At 34.6% G+C, this 17,427-nt stretch carries 15 protein-coding genes; 12 read left to right on the forward strand and 3 right to left on the reverse strand.

Annotated elements, in window-relative coordinates; genetic code table 11:
• Positions 1-64 precede the first annotated feature (64 nt).
• From AAFU52_RS09325 to AAFU52_RS09335, 3 genes are read left to right on the forward strand one after another with little or no spacing between them, the layout of a single operon-like run.
• Entirely contained in the window at positions 65-4,615 is a 4,551-nt protein-coding gene (locus AAFU52_RS09325) for a PKD domain-containing protein (RefSeq protein WP_438426239.1), read from the forward strand.
• Between the two features lie 21 nt (positions 4,616-4,636).
• On the forward strand, positions 4,637-8,635 hold the full coding sequence (locus AAFU52_RS09330) for a DUF6443 domain-containing protein (protein WP_438426240.1): 3,999 nt from the start codon (positions 4,637-4,639) through the stop codon (positions 8,633-8,635).
• A 9-nt stretch (positions 8,636-8,644) separates the two neighbouring features.
• On the forward strand, positions 8,645-9,088 hold the full coding sequence (locus tag AAFU52_RS09335; protein ID WP_438426241.1) for a hypothetical protein: 444 nt from the start codon (positions 8,645-8,647) through the stop codon (positions 9,086-9,088).
• 47 nt (positions 9,089-9,135) lie between these two features.
• On the opposite strand, the gene AAFU52_RS09340 is transcribed toward AAFU52_RS09335, so the two are convergent.
• Together AAFU52_RS09340 and AAFU52_RS09345 are read right to left on the reverse strand one after the other, a co-directional pair.
• The gene (locus tag AAFU52_RS09340; RefSeq protein ID WP_438426242.1) at positions 9,136-9,561 is read right to left on the reverse strand and encodes a hypothetical protein; all 426 of its coding nucleotides are present in this window, start codon (positions 9,559-9,561) and stop codon (positions 9,136-9,138) included.
• Between the two features lie 5 nt (positions 9,562-9,566).
• The gene (locus AAFU52_RS09345) at positions 9,567-9,893 is read right to left on the reverse strand and encodes a helix-turn-helix domain-containing protein (RefSeq protein WP_438426243.1); all 327 of its coding nucleotides are present in this window, start codon (positions 9,891-9,893) and stop codon (positions 9,567-9,569) included.
• Between the two features lie 162 nt (positions 9,894-10,055).
• On the opposite strand from AAFU52_RS09345, the gene AAFU52_RS09350 reads away from it, so the two are divergent.
• From AAFU52_RS09350 to AAFU52_RS09390, 9 genes are all read left to right on the forward strand, one after another.
• Positions 10,056-11,624, forward strand: coding sequence for a hypothetical protein (locus AAFU52_RS09350; RefSeq protein ID WP_438426244.1), 1,569 nt, complete (start codon positions 10,056-10,058; stop codon positions 11,622-11,624).
• Between the two features lie 40 nt (positions 11,625-11,664).
• A complete protein-coding gene (locus AAFU52_RS09355; protein WP_438426245.1) occupies positions 11,665-12,594 on the forward strand; it encodes a tyrosine-type recombinase/integrase in 930 nt (309 codons plus the stop codon).
• Positions 12,587-13,468, forward strand: a complete 882-nt coding sequence (locus AAFU52_RS09360; protein WP_438426246.1) for a tyrosine-type recombinase/integrase — start codon at positions 12,587-12,589, stop codon at positions 13,466-13,468. Before AAFU52_RS09355 ends, AAFU52_RS09360 begins: the two co-directional genes overlap by 8 nt.
• Before the next feature lie 10 nt (positions 13,469-13,478).
• Positions 13,479-13,781: a hypothetical protein gene (locus AAFU52_RS09365; RefSeq protein WP_438426247.1), complete on the forward strand. Its 303-nt coding sequence runs from the start codon at positions 13,479-13,481 to the stop codon at positions 13,779-13,781.
• Between the two features lie 119 nt (positions 13,782-13,900).
• Positions 13,901-14,152 (forward strand): addiction module protein, encoded by a 252-nt coding sequence (locus AAFU52_RS09370; protein ID WP_438426248.1) that lies wholly within the window; start codon positions 13,901-13,903, stop codon positions 14,150-14,152.
• Complete coding sequence (locus AAFU52_RS09375; protein ID WP_438426249.1) at positions 14,149-14,436, forward strand: type II toxin-antitoxin system RelE/ParE family toxin; 288 nt, start codon at positions 14,149-14,151, stop codon at positions 14,434-14,436. The genes AAFU52_RS09370 and AAFU52_RS09375 overlap by 4 nt, the downstream gene beginning before the upstream one ends.
• A 496-nt stretch (positions 14,437-14,932) precedes the next feature.
• Positions 14,933-15,154, forward strand: a complete 222-nt coding sequence (locus AAFU52_RS09380; protein WP_438426250.1) for a hypothetical protein — start codon at positions 14,933-14,935, stop codon at positions 15,152-15,154.
• A 349-nt stretch (positions 15,155-15,503) separates the two neighbouring features.
• Entirely contained in the window at positions 15,504-16,496 is a 993-nt protein-coding gene (locus tag AAFU52_RS09385; RefSeq protein WP_438426626.1) for an RHS repeat domain-containing protein, read from the forward strand.
• Positions 16,497-16,505: 9 nt separating this feature from the next.
• The gene (locus tag AAFU52_RS09390) at positions 16,506-16,949 is read left to right on the forward strand and encodes a hypothetical protein (RefSeq protein ID WP_438426241.1); all 444 of its coding nucleotides are present in this window, start codon (positions 16,506-16,508) and stop codon (positions 16,947-16,949) included.
• A gap of 47 nt (positions 16,950-16,996) precedes the next feature.
• On the opposite strand, the gene AAFU52_RS09395 is transcribed toward AAFU52_RS09390, so the two are convergent.
• Positions 16,997-17,422, reverse strand: coding sequence for a hypothetical protein (locus tag AAFU52_RS09395; RefSeq protein WP_438426242.1), 426 nt, complete (start codon positions 17,420-17,422; stop codon positions 16,997-16,999).
• Positions 17,423-17,427 lie beyond the last annotated feature (5 nt).

The following is a 17,427-nucleotide window of genomic DNA, read 5'->3' on the forward strand; positions in this document are numbered from 1 at the left end:
GGATGATTTAATATTGCATTGGGAATATGATTAAAGAACAAAATCAGTGACTAATTACTTTTATATGAGAACACAAATAATATATCTATTCTTGTTTCTTTCAGGAATAGGATTTGGGCAGGAACTTAATACATATAGCCCTGTGTCTCCAACAGCAGCAAGCTTAGGAAAATTTGGAGTGTTTCCTGTAAATACCAATTTAGGTACAACAAACATTTCTATCCCTTTATACACTATTAAGCAAGGGGATATAGAAATTCCAGTTAGCTTAAGCTATAATGCCACTTCTGGAATCAGGGTGAATGAAGAGGCTTCCTGGGTTGGTTTAGGGTGGACATTAAATGCTGGTGGAGCTATTGTAAGAAATGTGAAAGGACAACCAGGTGCAGGAGATATTCCGAATTTGGAAAATGTAACATTTGACGCTACTTACAATAGATTTTTTAGAGATGTAACCCAGAGATTAGCTGATTCAAATCATGATGAATATATTTTTAATTATTCTGGAAATACGGGTAAGTTTATTTATGATCAGAATGCCGGTAAATTTGTATTTATTGATTATAAACCTGTAACCATAAATGCTACAGCTAGTGAAGGAGACTATACTTTTTCGGCAATTACCGAGAACGGGAGTGTCTTAAATTTTGATGCTCATGAAATTACAGATAATTTTCAGGATGACCAATCGGCATATACGTATAGAAAATTTACAACCTCTTCATATCTTACCAAAATTACTTCTGCCAATCAAACGGATATTGTGACTTTAGAATATGACAGTCATACGTTTAATAAAAAAAGAGAAATCACAGGAGATCAAGTATCAATGCCACTGTCTTCTGGAAATGGAGGACCTCTACCAGGATGGAAGCCTCTTCCTCCTAAACCATCATTACCTAAACCTTATATAGCTCATGAAAAAACATTGAAAAGGATAAATTTTAAATCAGGATATGTCCTTTTTGATTATAGTATGGATAGAGTTGATAGTGAATCTTCTAAACTAAACCACATCAAAATATATGCAACTATTAATGGGGTAGATCAACTTATTAAACAAATTACCTTTAATTATGATTATTACAATAGATCGGGTGGAGGGTACCATTTAGAATATCAAAGTTTACTAAAACCTCATTATCGAAATTCTTTACGATTAAATGGAGTAGATGTATATTCTAATACTAGTAGTCCTCAGAAATATCACTTTGAGTACAATACTACTCCACTACCATTACGTACTTCTTCGGGTCAGGATTTTTGGGGATATCCCAATAACAACACAGGGAGTTATGTGCATAAACATGAAACAGATTTTCATTTTATGATCGAAAATCATAAAAGTAGAGCTCATAAAGCAGAAGTAGGAAATGGAGACAGAACGCCAGATGAAACAAAAATGAAGGCTGGAATATTAAAAAAAATCATATACCCTACAGGAGGATATACCGAATTTGCTTATGAGGCTAATAAATATCAAGTACTTAGCAATGTGCCGGAATATGGAAATGAAAGAATTAGCGTTTCCTCACAAGGCATGGGATCCAGAGATGGATATACCTGTACCCCGACTGGGTTGGAAACAAAAACATTTAGGCCACAACAGGATAATATTGTCGAGGCACAACTCAATATTTCTTTTACCAATGCTTTAGATCCCAACAGTAGTAATAACCCCACCCTTAACGGTAGTACTTCTTATGTGAAATTTGATGGAAAAACATATCAAAGAAAAGGAGGATGTAGCCCTCAATATTGTGCAACATCGTATGCTGTAGATTTAACAAATTTATCAAACAATTTTGAACACACTTTAGAGGCTAGAGAAGATGGTAATGGGGCTTTAGGAGCCTCTCCTTGCCCTTCTGTATATGCTAGTGTAAGTTGGAAATATTTAAAAGGACATAATCAAGAAACGGTTACTCATCTGGTTGGTGGATTACGAATTAAAACCATTACTAATTATGATGGGGTCAACTCAAATTTTACTTCTAAAAAAGAGTATACTTATAACAAACCCAATGTTTTAATTCCTGTAAATCAAGGGGATTATAAAACATTACATTTAGATACAAGCTCACCACGAATACTTAATATTATTACTTCTTACCCAACATATGCTTTAGATGTAAATGGAGGACCTTCTGCAGAGTATACCCAGGTAACAGAGTATAATTATGATTATTCTGGAAAAGATAATGGTAAAATTGTTTATGTATATGAACCTACTCCGGCAGATAGGATAATGGATAATGGGGTGACAGGTTCTCAATTTAATTTTTTTATGCATCCCAACCATCTAGGGAGTTGTATTGAATTTAATATACCATACAATCAACTGTATCTCGGAGCAATGCAAATCTATGGTTATGGCAATTTCATCAATTATTATACAAAGAGCTGGGCCAGTGGAAGTTTAAAAAAACAGGAGTTTTATAAACGTAATCGTGATAATAGTTATACCAAAATAAAAAGTGTAGAAAATGATTATACACTTTTTGATCAAACAAGTCTTCCTATTAATTATATTCACTCAATTGATCCATCTGGTTTGTCAGTATCAGGAGGAAGAAGTGGTTTTGGGCCATGTAGCGCGGCTAATTTTTCTTTTCTCTATAACAGAGGTTTTTATTCTTTTGGTAAAAAATTATTAGCAACAACCAAAGAAACCAATTACGATACTAATGGAGGTAATCCAATAGTTACAGAAAAAACCTACAATTATGATCATCCTAATTATTTCCAGACACAAAACACAATAAAGAATAGCAAGGGTAATGAACTAAAAACCAAAACATTTTATCCTAATTTGCGTAATACACTCACTAATTTGAGTATCGATGATAAAAATGCATATGGTAAGTTAGAACAACTTCATAGGATAGCCGTTCCTATACAAACCGAAACCTATTCTGATAATACCATTTTATCTACTCAGCGTAATTTATATAAACCGGGAACGATTACGAATTCTTATTTCCCTAAAAGTATACAGGTAGCCAAAGGAGTAATTACTGCTAGCAATCCTTTAACCGATCGGATACAATACCATAAGTATGATGCTAAAGGGAACCCTATAGAGGTTTCTAAAGTAGATGGTACACATATCATGTATATCTGGGGGTATCAAGATACCTATCCAATCGCTAAGATTGAGAACGCAACTTATGTAGATACTGCTCCCTATATAGCCGATCTAAAAACTAAATCTAATGCAGATATTGATCATTGTAAAGAAGTTACTTGCAAAGAACAGGTTCTTCGTGTAGCATTACAAAATCTTAGAGAAGCCTTACCCAATGCTATGGTATCTACGTACACCTATGACCCGCTTATTGGAGTGACTAGTATGACAGATCCACAAGGAGAAACAGCATACTACCAGTATGATGAAATGAATCGTATGCAATATGCACTGGATAATGATCAGCATATCGCGCAACAAGTGCGCTATAATTACCAGGGGCAACAATCTGCTACTTTGGGAGATGTGACTATCCAACTCTCAGCTTCTGGATCTGTTCAACCTAATCAATCGGTTACATTTACCGCCAATACCTCAGGAAGCGGGGGTGCGAATCTCTATACCTGGTCTGTAGATGGTACACAAGAACAATGTGATAGTACGACTAGTTTTACCAAAACCTTTGCTAGTGAAGGCACATATACTGTAACGGTACTTGCCTATAATACGCAAACCAAACATAGAGTCAGTAAAACGATGAATGTTGTGGTGGCGTATCCTCCTATCAATATCCCAGTGTTAAGTGCAAATTATAGTAGTGTGATCACAGGTACTAATGTTAATTTTAGTGCCTCGGGTATCGGGGGAGGAACGGGAGACCTGCGTTATGAGTGGTATGTAAATACTATAAAACAAGCCAGTACTGCTACCACCTTTACCTATACCAACAACACAGCAGGCACCTATACGGTGTATTTTAAAGTGATCGATAACAGAAGTGGTAAATCTACCGATAGCGAAGTTCGATTATTGCATATGTATAATCCACTAATTGCTCCTGTAATAAGTGCATCAAAAGCACATATTGTACAAGGAACAACGACCACCTTTACAGCTACTGGTATAGGAGGCGGTACAGGTCTTCGATTATACCAATGGTATATTAATGATGTAAAGCAAAGTGCTACAGGAACCACATACTCTTACAATTTTCCTAATGCAGGAACCTATACGATTAAATTTAGAGTAGTGGATCGAGGATTAGAAAACTCACAGTATCAATGGGGTGGTAATGCTCCTATTGTTAAATCATACCCAGGTATGGTAGCAAGTACAAGTCAATCTCATACTTCTATTTCTGGTTCTAATCCAAGTGTTACTTTTAATGTAACAAGCCTTACCGGAGGTTCAGGAAATTCTCAGATCACCTGGAAAGCCTATAACAGTATTAACCTCTCTCAAGCCTTAGGATCAGGTAGTGGTACAAACTTTGGTTTTTCTAATTTCGCTACCGGTACTCATGAGTATACAATTCAGGCTAAAATTAAAGATAACCTCACAGGTCAGGAAATCACCAAGGTGATGGTGGTTGTCGCCACAGTTTCTACAGACACTGGCGGCGGCGGTAATACAGGAGAGCAACATTAATCTCATAAATAATATAGTAAGATGAAAAAACAAATAATATATAGCATCGCGATACTACTAATGGGGTTGAAGCTTCAGGCCCAGGTAGTACTATCGGATAAGAATTATATACATTCGACAGTTCCTCAAACAGCCATGACTATTGCGCAGATAGAGGCTGTAAATTGTACTAATATCAATGATATTGATAAGACGATAGAGAGTGTTACCTATTTTGATGGACTGGGTAGACCGATACAACAACGAGCAATCAAAGCCTCTAAAGATGGTAAGGATATTGTAACTCATATCGAGTATGATGTGTATGGCAGACAAGACAAACAATACCTGCCTTTTGAGGCAAGTAATACGGTGGGGAGTTATAAAGATATTAATGTAAATCAAGATATTAACCAATATTACAAAGACAACTATACAGATGATTTTCCCGGGATTACTAATACTAATCTGGGAGAGGTTAATGCCTACTCAGAGAGTATTTTTGATAAATCTCCTCTTAATCGAGTAATAAAAATAGGTGCGCCTGGTACAGCTTGGAAAGCTAACCCTAATAGTGATGCAGATCACGCTATTAAGACAGATTGGTATACTAATAAAGTTAATGAAGTAATCTATTTTAAAGTAGACTTTGCCAATCCAAACGATACTGAAGCTCCTAGCTTGGTAAAGGATGGTTTTTATGGTGCAAATCAATTGTACATAACCATTACTCAAGATGAAAACTGGACTCCGGCAGCTGGTAATAATCATACTACTAAAGAGTACAAGGATAAACAAGGTAGAATTGTTTTAAAACGAACCTTTAATGCAGGATCAGCGCATGATACCCATTATGTATATGATAGATTTGGGAATTTAACCTATGTAATACCACCTAAAGTAGATACGAGTACTACAAGTATCTCTGCTATTGAGCTTACCGAATTGTGCTACCAATATAAATATGATTATAGAAACCGATTGATCGAGAAGAAGATCCCTGGCAAAGGCAAGGAGTATATTGTGTATAACAAACTCGATCAGCCGATTATGACCCAGGATACCAACTTAAAAGCAACTAATGCATGGCTCTATACCAAATACGATGCCTTTGGTCGGGTAGCCTACACCGGTAAAATCACCGATCCCAAGGATCGTGCAGCCCTACAAACCGAGGCTACCGCCTATAGTGATGCATTGTGGGTAGACCGTATTGCTCCTGTACTAGTAGATGGGGTACAATTGTACTATAATGATGGGGGCTATCCCAAAGTGACCAATGCTACACTACTCACCATCAATTATTATGGGGACTATACTGTTTTAGGCAGTGAAGATACCTTTTTTAATGCACCAGCCATGGTATATGGTGTAACCCCTAGAGCGCAAACCAAATCCTTACCGGTAGTTAGTAAAGTACGGGTGTTAGAAACTCTGGATTGGATCACTACGGTTACTTATTATGATACCAAATCAAGACCGATCTATGTAGCCAGTAAGAATGAGTATCTAAACACTACAGATATTATAGAAACCAAGCTGGATTTTGTGGGTAAGGTAGAAGAAACCACAACCACACATATCAAAGATAGTCATGCAGCGATTGTAACGATAGATAGTTTTATGTATGACCATATGGGTAGAGTACTCAACCAAACCCAAAAGATCAATACTCAGGATCCAGAAGTTATCGCAGCCAATACCTATGATGCTTTAGGGCAGTTAGTGTCTAAAAAAGTGGGTAATGGATTACAGGATATTCACTACAAATACAATGTAAGAGGCTGGCTAAAAGGAATCAATGATGTAAATAACTTGGGGAATGATCTGTTTGCTTTTGGCATCAATTACAATACCCCACAACTTGGAACTACGCCGCTGTTTAATGGTAATATAGCAGAGACCCATTGGAAAACTCAAAGTGTAAACCCTAACCCTCCGAACAATCCGGTAAGCACTTCATATGTGTATAGTTATGATGCCCTTAATAGAATTGTAAGTGCAACAGATAATACTGGTAACTATTCGATAAGTAATATCACGTATGATAAGGTTGGGAACATTCTTTCTTTAAATAGAAAAGGACATATTAATGCAGCAGCCACAGATTTTGGGGATATGGATATACTCTCTTATACGTATGACAGCGGCAATAAGCTCATGAAAGTTAGTGATGCTGCCCCTATAGATCAGTTTGGCTTTAAAGATGATGCGGTGAATACTACTGCTGATACTTCTAATGATTATGTTTACGACACTAATGGTAATATGACTGAGGATCAAAACAAAGGGATTACAGGGATTACCTATAATCATTTAAATCTACCTCAAACAGTAACTGTAAATAATACAGATCATACCGGAAATATTAATTATATTTACGACGCCACTGGAGCAAAATTAAAAAAGATTGCAACAGAGGGAAGTTCTTTAATAGAGACTGAGTATGCCGGTAATTATGTGTATAAGAATGGTGATCTGGAGTTTTTTAATACCTCAGAAGGGTATGTAGAACAACACTCAGATGGCTTTAAGTACATCTATCAATATAAAGATCATTTAGGTAATATACGTTTAAGCTATAATAAAGGCGGTAACAAGACTTTTTTAAATGATACTTTTGATAGTAGTACCGATGGCTGGGGTGGCGGAGGCGTATCTGCAGTTAATGGTCGTTTAGGCGTTAAAGTAAGATATACGTATAGTGGTACTAATAAAAAGATTACACAATCTTTTAGTGCTGGTGAAACTGTGAAGATACGACTGAAACTGGATGCTAATGGCAAAGGGTATAAGATGCGTGTATTGGTCAATGAGATTGATGCTGCCAACAAAAGTACAGGATGGTATTCTGCTGGTGATGCTGGCGAAGGTAATTTTGAAGCTACTTACCAGATCAAACAAGATGCTTCTAAGCTAAATATCAAGCTGGGATTAACCAGTAGTATAGCTACAGAAGAAGAGATCTATCTGGATGATATTAGTGTGGTACAAGAAACCGAAGAAGGGATCATTGTACAGCAAGAGAAGAATTATTATCCTTTTGGGCTGCAACACAAAGGGTACAACTTTGCCGTGAATGGTAGGAAGCATCAATGGGGTTTTATAGGAAAAGAAGAACAAAATGAACTTGGGCTTGGTTGGATTGATATAGATGCACGTAATTATAACCCTGAACTTGGACGCTGGATGAATGTTGATCAGAAAGCTGAATTGTTTTATGATTGGACACCATATAAGTACGGCATGAATAATCCTATACTTTTATCTGATCCTGACGGTAATTGTGAGTTCTGTAAAACAGTTTTAAAAAGTGCTGTGAACACATATAAGAGAACTCTTTCTAATACTTATGAAGGAGCAAAACAACTTGTTAGTAGCCCAATACAGACAGTTAAGAAAGCTGCAAATAATCACTTTAGCAAATTAAGCAGTCCACAAGGATTAGTAAGCTTGGCAAAAGATGCTGCATCAGCAGCAACGGCTGGAATGACAAATGTAGCACATGACGTAGTGGAAACAGCTTTATCTCAAGATCCGGCCTCTACAATAGGTAATAAAATAGGAGAGAAAGCAGCTAATGTGACAGTTGAAGTAGGGTTGTTAGCTGCAGGAGAAGTAGCAGGTAAATTAATAGGTCCTTTAACAAAAGCTTCTACTAGAGGAGTAAGTGGAGAATTACAAGTAGAAGTAAATGCTACTGTTTCTAATTTACAAGCCACTGGTCAAGCTCCTGCAACAGTAGTTGGAGCAGAGTTAAATGGGGCTACGTCAATCGCTACGAGTGGAAGTATTCCAGGTGAAATAGCTCCAGCATTACAAAAAGCAGCAAACAAAGTAGGAGGTGTTGGAAATAAAAATGCAGGTAATACTGTAGGGTGTTGTGGTGAATTTAGAGCAGGAAATGATGTTTTATTAAAAAATCCAGCAGCGTCACCTACAGACGTAAACTTTACACCTGCGATTAGACCTAAAACAGGAGCTACAGTTTCGCCATGCGAAAACTGTCAAACAATATTTGGGATATTCGCTAAACAATAAAATTGAATAATGAGATTTTCTTTAATAGAACAAGAAACAAATGATATTGATTGGTTTTTTGTTGATATGAATAATGAAATTGGGTTTGTAGCTTCTGGAGGAGGTAGATTGCCTAATTCAATAGCAGATAATAAATATAACTTAAGTTCTTATTTTAGAAACTTATCCAATATAAGTGATTATAAATTGAATAATGATTTACTTAAAATAGGTGAAACAGAAACTTTAAAGCAATATTTTGACTTTATTTTATTAGCTAAGAAAGGGTTATATTGTTTTGATAAAATTGATTTAAATAATTTTGATGATACTAGATATAATCTAATTGTTAAACCTGTTAGAGGTTTAAAAGTAGACGAGATACCTAGTAATATCTTAAAAATACTTAATATAACTAAATTAAAATTAGAGCTTAATAAAATAAAAGAATTGGATGTTAATCTAATAGATTAAAAGAACAAAGAGACTTTCTGAATACTTTTCAGGTTCAGGAAGTCTTTTTATTTTATAATCATCGTTTCTGTTAATCTAACATCATTTAGATTACCTCCATCTAAAAGTAACTTATTTATAGCTTGAAATTCTGCACTTAGACTTGCTATTCTTAGAATTACCTCACTATCAGGATTATTATTAAAATAAGTTTGAGTCTGAGCATCAATAATATTATATAGATTATTGTCCTCAAATCTATGTTTTATACGAGTCCCAGATTTTTCAACCTGAATATAATATTCTGGGAATTTTACATCGGGAAGCATTTTTTTACAAAAAACTATAGGTAGGAATAAAGAAATATCCAATGCTATGATGCTAGACATCCCTTCTTTTTCTAATAAAATTATTAAATCTTCACTGCTAATAATCTCATATTCACTTAGAGAATTAATAGTAGCTGTTATTTTATTATGCAGATCATTGTCCATAGCTATTATAAAATAGATTGAATCTTTCTTTTAGCAATAAAAGCATCAATAACAGAAAATATATGTTCTTTATCTTCTTCTTCAAATTTAGACACTTCTAAAATGCGGTTACGTGTATGTTTATCCATCTGTACATCAGCTTTACCAGTTAGGTAATCAAGGCTTACGTCAAGTATATCGGCTATTTTACGAGCAATCTCAATAGAGGGTAATACTTCATTACGTTCATATCTACCTAATACATTTTTATGAATACCAAGTTTAGTAGCCAAGTCTGTTTGTGATATACTTTGTTCTTTTCTAAGTTCTACTACAATACTTCCAAAATTCATAAAAAGAAACTCTATAAGGGTTTTAAACCTTGATTATTACTAATAAGCAAATATATAGAAACTAAATCAGTTCTTCAAAAACTAAAAAGTTTGCACAATAAAACTAAAATGGTATCTTAGCACCTAATTAGTTGTCAAATATATTTTCAAACTTTTTTAGCGATGTTAAATACTACTAACCCGAATAATTACGAATACACAACAAAGCATTTAGAAATATCCATCTTGGGCGGTATCAAACTCAACCATTTAGAAGCGTTACGGGTTACTTTAGGGATCAAAAAGCCAGAACAACACAATGTGTTGCGACACAATGTAGATTTGTATAATGATAATCAAGTAGAGAAATTAGTTAGAAAAGTAGCCGAACGTATAGAAATCGGTACAAGTGTAGTGCGTAGAACATTACAGGAATTAACCAATGAACTAGAGCAGTACCGATTAAGTCAACTTGATAATGATGAGCAGGAAACCACAATTAAAGAACTTACAGGAGCAGAACTACGAGCCGCAGAGGCATTTTTAAAAAAGAAAGATTTATTACAACGCACTAATAGACTTATCGAACAAAGCGGCGTTATCGGCGAAGAAACCAACCGATTATTAATGTACCTAATCTTTACCAGTCGTAAAAGCTACAATCCATTGCATTGTATAAGTTTAGGAACTTCTGGATCAGGAAAAACACATTTACAATCTAAAGTAGCAGAACTCATACCAGATCACGAAAAAGTAGAAATTACCGTATTATCAGAAAATGCATTTTACTACTTCAATAGAACAGAACTACGAAACAAACTCATCTTGATAGAAGACTTAGACGGAGCAGAAAGTGTACTCTATCCATTACGAGAATTACAATCCAAACGAAGAATAACAAAAACCGTAGTTCATAAAGACAGAAAAGGAAATACCAAAACAATACACCTAACCGTAGAAGGCCCTGTAAGTGTTGCAGGCTGTACTACCCAAGAAAGTATTTACGAAGATAATAGCAATCGTAGCTTTTTATTATACATCGATGAATCTAGCGAACAGGATCAAAAGATAATGTACTATCAACGATTAATAAGCGCAGGCAAAGTAAATGTAGAGAAAGAATACCAAGCGAGGCAATGCCTCCAGAACGTACAAATGGTATTACAATCTGTGAAAGTAATCAATCCTTATGCAGAGTTTTTAGAATTGCCTCAATCTGTATTTAAACCGAGAAGAACTAACACTCACTATTTACAATTTATTGAAGCCATTACCTTCTATAAGCAGTACCAACGTGAAAAACAATATGATCAAAATACAGGTGAAGAATATATAGAAACTACTACTCAAGATATACAAGAAGCCAACGAGATTATTAAAGAAGTTCTATTACATAAAAGTGATACCATTACAGGAGCTTGCAGAAATCATTTAGAACGCTTAAAATCTTACCTAAAAGAAAATACCCAAACTACATTTACCAATGCAGAAATACGCAGAAACTTACGGGTAAAAGAAACCACATTGCGCAGATATAACAAACAGTTATTGGAAGAAGGTTATATCAAACGTATCAAAAATGCTAAAACCAAAAGTTATTGCTTCGAGATTGTAGATTTACAGGAATATGATGAGTTAAAAGATCAGATTGATAAAGCATTACAAAACTGTATTACACAAATAGAACTCGCCAGTTCGCCACCAAGTCGCCATACCTCAAATAACGAAACTAAAAGCAAGAAAGCTAGTTAGTTACAGCAACTCGCCATAGCAATCTAAAAAAGACATACCGATGAAAAAATTAAGACTACAAAATGATAGTTACAAGATACTTATATCCAATTTTAAAGAATGGTTAGATGTTTTAGGGTATGCAGAGACTACCGTTTATAACTTACCAAACCATTTACAAGAGTTCTTTTATTGGCTCGAATGCCACGGGCATACCGATATAAATACCATTACCGCAAAAGATATCAAAGAGTATTACGAAGAACTGAAACAACGTAGTAATGAAAGAAGATATGGAGCATTAAGTAAATCCTATCTCAACAAACACCAACAAGCACTCAAAAAGTTCAAGGAATACCTACAAAATCATAATCATAAAGGGATCAGTATACACTTAAAATCTGAAAGTTATCCCACAGAAGAAAGAATCAATATTTTAACCCAAAAAGAAGTAAAACAACTTTTTAGAGCTACAAATCATAGTCATTACAAAAAGCAGTATCGACAACGAGATAAAGCGATACTAGTATTACTCTACAGTTGCGGACTTAGAAGAAATGAAGCCGTACATTTAGATACTAGTGATATCCTTTTTGATAAAGAGAGAATCTATGTACGAAAAGGAAAGAACTACAAAGAACGATTTGTACCGATCAATAGGTATAATCTTGAAATCCTAGAAGATTATCTCTACGATGCACGATTAGAATTTAATATTAAACACGATACAGAAGCATTACTACTCAATCATCACGGTACACGATTACAAGGAATGACCTTTGCCTATCGACTGCAAGCTATTGTAAAAGCTACAGAAAATAAGGCTATAGAAGAAAAGAAAATCACATTACACACCTTACGTCATTCTATCGCTACCCATTTATTACAAAAAGAAGTACCACTCGAAAGTATCAAACACTTTTTAGGGCATAGTAGCCTAGAATCTACACAAATCTATACTCATATCGTAAAAACTCTAGAAAATGAATGATTATACTACATATCTAAAGAAAGAAGGATATACAATAAAGACTATAAAATCTAAAGAACTAGCACTACAGTACTTTACAAAATGGTGCAAACGACAATCCACTTGCGCCATCGAAATAGATTACAAAACTTGCTTAAAATACATCAAACACTTAACCAGAAAAGGTAATAGTAAAAAGACTATCAATCATAAATTAAGCAACATAAAAACATACTTCAATTACCTGATAAGTGAATCATACAGAACTGATAATCCAATCGAAAACACCAATGTACGAGGAACACAAAGAAGTATAAATTATAATCTACTCGAACCAGAAGAACTAGAAGACTTATACTATAGTTATGAAACTGATACCTATCAAGAAGAATACCACAAGTACACCTCAAAACGTAATAAAATCATTGTTGGATTACTGGTCTACCAAGGATTAGATACACAAGATTTAAAAAACCTAAAACTAGAACACTTACAACTTAACAAAGGTAAAATCTATGTGCCGAGCAGAAAACGAAGTAATGCCAGAGAATTAGAACTAAAACCGTGGCAGATGATGGAATTTATGGAATACATTAATGAAGTTAGAAAATACCTATTACAGCGATTAAATATAGATACCGATCAACTCTTCCCTTCTGGAGATCGATTTATAATTACCAATACGATCATTAAAAAACTTAAAAAGTACAACAGGAAAATAGAAAGTAATAAACAGATCAGAGCATCCGTAATTACTAATTGGTTAAGTCAGTACAATCTTAGAAAAACGCAGGTACTAGCAGGGCATCGTTACATAAGTTCTACAGAACGATACTTGCAAGATGATCTTGAAAACCTACACGAAATCGTAAATAATTATCATCCAATACAATAAACTATACATTATGAACAATCAAGAATTTACACCAGAATACCCAAGTAGCGTACACACCGACCCAGTAACACAGCAGAAATATATTAGAATCCCAATTACAGAACCTGGGGAGTTACAATTTATGCAATACGTCTTATCAGAAAACTTACAATTACTTAGTCATTTAGAAGACGATTATAAGTTTAATGGAATCTTTAAAGACTGTGTGTACTGGGTATCTAAAATACTACTGGCAAGTTACCCTTTTGAAGATCATAAAGTGATAAGACAAAAAATAATAGAAGCTTTAAAATTAGACTCAGAAGAATTATAAGCTTTTAAAAAACTTAAAATAGCTTCTAATGGCTTTAAAATAATGATGCTCAATTACTAAAAATATGGGGTGTTAGAAATCAAAAACTAAAATTATTAGTATATTAAACTATCTTTGTTATGAATGTAAAAATGAGAATTATGGGAGCATTAGAGTTAAGGAATCTTATATCCGAGTATGTAAATACAGCAGATGAGCGCCTATTAAAAATAGTGAAAGCTGTTATGGAAAGTTATCGTGAAGATGAATTTACCTTAACAGAGGAGCAATATAAAATACTAGATGAACGTAGAGAACGTCACTTAAAAGGAGAAAGTAAATCTTTTACTTGGGAAGAAGTAAAGCAAAATGCTAGACGTGCTGCTCAATGAAATATGAATTAGAGATTAAGGAGGAAGCAAATCTTGAAATGATCAAAGCTTACCTTTATTACGAAAAACAGCAAATAGGTTTAGGAGAACAATTTTTAACACATTTAGATATTTATATTGATAGGATACAAACGAATCCTGAACATTACCCTGCTAAACGACCACCATATCGAGAAGCTTGGATTAAGAAGTATCCATACTTAGTTGTTTATGAAATTATCGAAAATAAAGTGATTATTTACTCTATATTTAATACTTGGCAGAATCCTAAAAAGAAACCTTAAAAAGCTTCACTGCTTCCTACGGTCGCAGCTCGCTAAACATACAATCCTAGATCGAAAGGTCTGGGATTTTTTAGTTAAAAGTCATTTATGAATCGAAAGTTACGGGCTGATCAAAGGTGTTCCTTCGTCACTCGTTCCCTGCTTCGCCAGTTGCTATCGCACCATAATTACTTCCTCACCTTTGGTCGTCAGCAATTATTACTGGTCTTCGCGGGACTCCTTCCTCTATCACCCGCAGCTCTCTTTTTGTATGATTAAGGAACGCTAACGCTATGAGTTTATATATACAAAACCGCTGCTTCATGGGCTACGCCGCTTAGTCGCAACCTAGCCGATTATTTATGTGGAAGTTAATATCTGATAAATAAGAATACATAAAAATCGTCTGGCACACAAAACCACTACGTTCCTTTTTGTGTGTCGGTTACTCCACTACGCTTCGGCTACGCCTTTGTTCTGCGTTCGCCACGCAGGCATCTTCAATCGCCAGATGACTATGATAATTATTGAAGCTGAAGCACAACAACTACAGCCGTTGCCCTCTTCAGCTTCAATAATCATCGTTCTTACTGTTGCGGAAAACTATTTTAATAAAAAGTGGAATGCGGTGGCTGATGTAGTAGGTCTTCCGCTTTTTATTAAAATACTAGCCTTAATGGCGACTGAATGCCTTCAAACCCTTCCAAATCATGTCTACGACACGATTATATGTGTGTAATACTATAATATCTTCCGTAAAAATAGCTTGTTAGAAGTCAGAATCTTCAAGTGTAGCAGTTGGTGTGCGGCTATTTTATATAAACCCTGTTATAGACCCTGACTATAGGGAAGTGCGGGTATAATAAGGATTATGTAAAGATAGCTTTGATCATGCGGCTGGCTTTAGAAGTTAGATTGCACAAATACAGAATACTGTAATACAAGTAAAGCGTAAATCCTTATTTTAGCTATGTAGAATGATGATAGATCAGGACGTTCTTTTAAAAAAATGTAAGTTGTTCTTGGAGTAGAACCGTGGGAAAGTGTGCCAATGTTAAAAAAATCGCATAAACGTCTATCCATTTGGGCTGCAACACAAAGGGTACAACTTTGCCGTGAATGGTAGGAAGCATCAATGGGGTTTTATAGGAAAAGAAGAACAAAATGAACTTGGGCTTGGTTGGATTGATATAGATGCACGTAATTATAACCCTGAACTTGGACGCTGGATGAATGTTGATCAGAAAGCTGAATTGTTTTATGATTGGACACCATATAAGTACGGCATGAATAATCCTATACTTTTATCTGATCCTGACGGTAATTGTGAGTTCTGTAAAACAGTTTTAAAAAGTGCTGTGAACACATATAAGAGAACTCTTTCTAATACTTATGAAGGAGCAAAACAACTTGTTAGTAGCCCAATACAGACAGTTAAGAAAGCTGCAAATAATCACTTTAGCAAATTAAGCAGTCCACAAGGATTAGTAAGCTTGGCAAAAGATGCTGCATCAGCAGCAACGGCTGGAATGACAAATGTAGCACATGACGTAGTGGAAACAGCTTTATCTCAAGATCCGGCCTCTACAATAGGTAATAAAATAGGAGAGAAAGCAGCTAATGTGACAGTTGAAGTAGGGTTGTTAGCTGCAGGAGAAGTAGCAGGTAAATTAATAGGTCCTTTAACAAAAGCTTCTACTAGAGGAGTAAGTGGAGAATTACAAGTAGAAGTAAATGCTACTGTTTCTAATTTACAAGCCACTGGTCAAGCTCCTGCAACAGTAGTTGGAGCAGAGTTAAATGGGGCTACGTCAATCGCTACGAGTGGAAGTATTCCAGGTGAAATAGCTCCAGCATTACAAAAAGCAGCAAACAAAGTAGGAGGTGTTGGAAATAAAAATGCAGGTAATACTGTAGGGTGTTGTGGTGAATTTAGAGCAGGAAATGATGTTTTATTAAAAAATCCAGCAGCGTCACCTACAGACGTAAACTTTACACCTGCGATTAGACCTAAAACAGGAGCTACAGTTTCGCCATGCGAAAACTGTCAAACAATATTTGGGATATTCGCTAAACAATAAAATTGAATAATGAGATTTTCTTTAATAGAACAAGAAACAAATGATATTGATTGGTTTTTTGTTGATATGAATAATGAAATTGGGTTTGTAGCTTCTGGAGGAGGTAGATTGCCTAATTCAATAGCAGATAATAAATATAACTTAAGTTCTTATTTTAGAAACTTATCCAATATAAGTGATTATAAATTGAATAATGATTTACTTAAAATAGGTGAAACAGAAACTTTAAAGCAATATTTTGACTTTATTTTATTAGCTAAGAAAGGGTTATATTGTTTTGATAAAATTGATTTAAATAATTTTGATGATACTAGATATAATCTAATTGTTAAACCTGTTAGAGGTTTAAAAGTAGACGAGATACCTAGTAATATCTTAAAAATACTTAATATAACTAAATTAAAATTAGAGCTTAATAAAATAAAAGAATTGGATGTTAATCTAATAGATTAAAAGAACAAAGAGACTTTCTGAATACTTTTCAGGTTCAGGAAGTCTTTTTATTTTATAATCATCGTTTCTGTTAATCTAACATCATTTAGATTACCTCCATCTAAAAGTAACTTATTTATAGCTTGAAATTCTGCACTTAGACTTGCTATTCTTAGAATTACCTCACTATCAGGATTATTATTAAAATAAGTTTGAGTCTGAGCATCAATAATATTATATAGATTATTGTCCTCAAATCTATGTTTTATACGAGTCCCAGATTTTTCAACCTGAATATAATATTCTGGGAATTTTACATCGGGAAGCATTTTTTTACAAAAAACTATAGGTAGGAATAAAGAAATATCCAATGCTATGATGCTAGACATCCCTTCTTTTTCTAATAAAATTATTAAATCTTCACTGCTAATAATCTCATATTCACTTAGAGAATTAATAGTAGCTGTTATTTTATTATGCAGATCATTGTCCATAGCTA

The organism is Aquimarina macrocephali, from assembly GCF_051627225.1.
In the GTDB taxonomy this organism is placed as follows: domain Bacteria; phylum Bacteroidota; class Bacteroidia; order Flavobacteriales; family Flavobacteriaceae; genus Aquimarina; species Aquimarina macrocephali.

Coding starts and splice junctions, on each gene's coding strand:
- AAFU52_RS09325 (WP_438426239.1), top strand. CDS start 65: ATGAGAACACAAATAATATATCTATTCTTGTTTCTTTCAGGAATAGGA.
- AAFU52_RS09330 (WP_438426240.1), top strand. CDS start 4,637: ATGAAAAAACAAATAATATATAGCATCGCGATACTACTAATGGGGTTG.
- AAFU52_RS09335 (WP_438426241.1), top strand. CDS start 8,645: ATGAGATTTTCTTTAATAGAACAAGAAACAAATGATATTGATTGGTTT.
- AAFU52_RS09340 (WP_438426242.1), bottom strand. CDS start 9,561: ATGGACAATGATCTGCATAATAAAATAACAGCTACTATTAATTCTCTA.
- AAFU52_RS09345 (WP_438426243.1), bottom strand. CDS start 9,893: ATGAATTTTGGAAGTATTGTAGTAGAACTTAGAAAAGAACAAAGTATA.
- AAFU52_RS09350 (WP_438426244.1), top strand. CDS start 10,056: ATGTTAAATACTACTAACCCGAATAATTACGAATACACAACAAAGCAT.
- AAFU52_RS09355 (WP_438426245.1), top strand. CDS start 11,665: ATGAAAAAATTAAGACTACAAAATGATAGTTACAAGATACTTATATCC.
- AAFU52_RS09360 (WP_438426246.1), top strand. CDS start 12,587: ATGAATGATTATACTACATATCTAAAGAAAGAAGGATATACAATAAAG.
- AAFU52_RS09365 (WP_438426247.1), top strand. CDS start 13,479: ATGAACAATCAAGAATTTACACCAGAATACCCAAGTAGCGTACACACC.
- AAFU52_RS09370 (WP_438426248.1), top strand. CDS start 13,901: ATGAATGTAAAAATGAGAATTATGGGAGCATTAGAGTTAAGGAATCTT.
- AAFU52_RS09375 (WP_438426249.1), top strand. CDS start 14,149: ATGAAATATGAATTAGAGATTAAGGAGGAAGCAAATCTTGAAATGATC.
- AAFU52_RS09380 (WP_438426250.1), top strand. CDS start 14,933: ATGATAATTATTGAAGCTGAAGCACAACAACTACAGCCGTTGCCCTCT.
- AAFU52_RS09390 (WP_438426241.1), top strand. CDS start 16,506: ATGAGATTTTCTTTAATAGAACAAGAAACAAATGATATTGATTGGTTT.
- AAFU52_RS09395 (WP_438426242.1), bottom strand. CDS start 17,422: ATGGACAATGATCTGCATAATAAAATAACAGCTACTATTAATTCTCTA.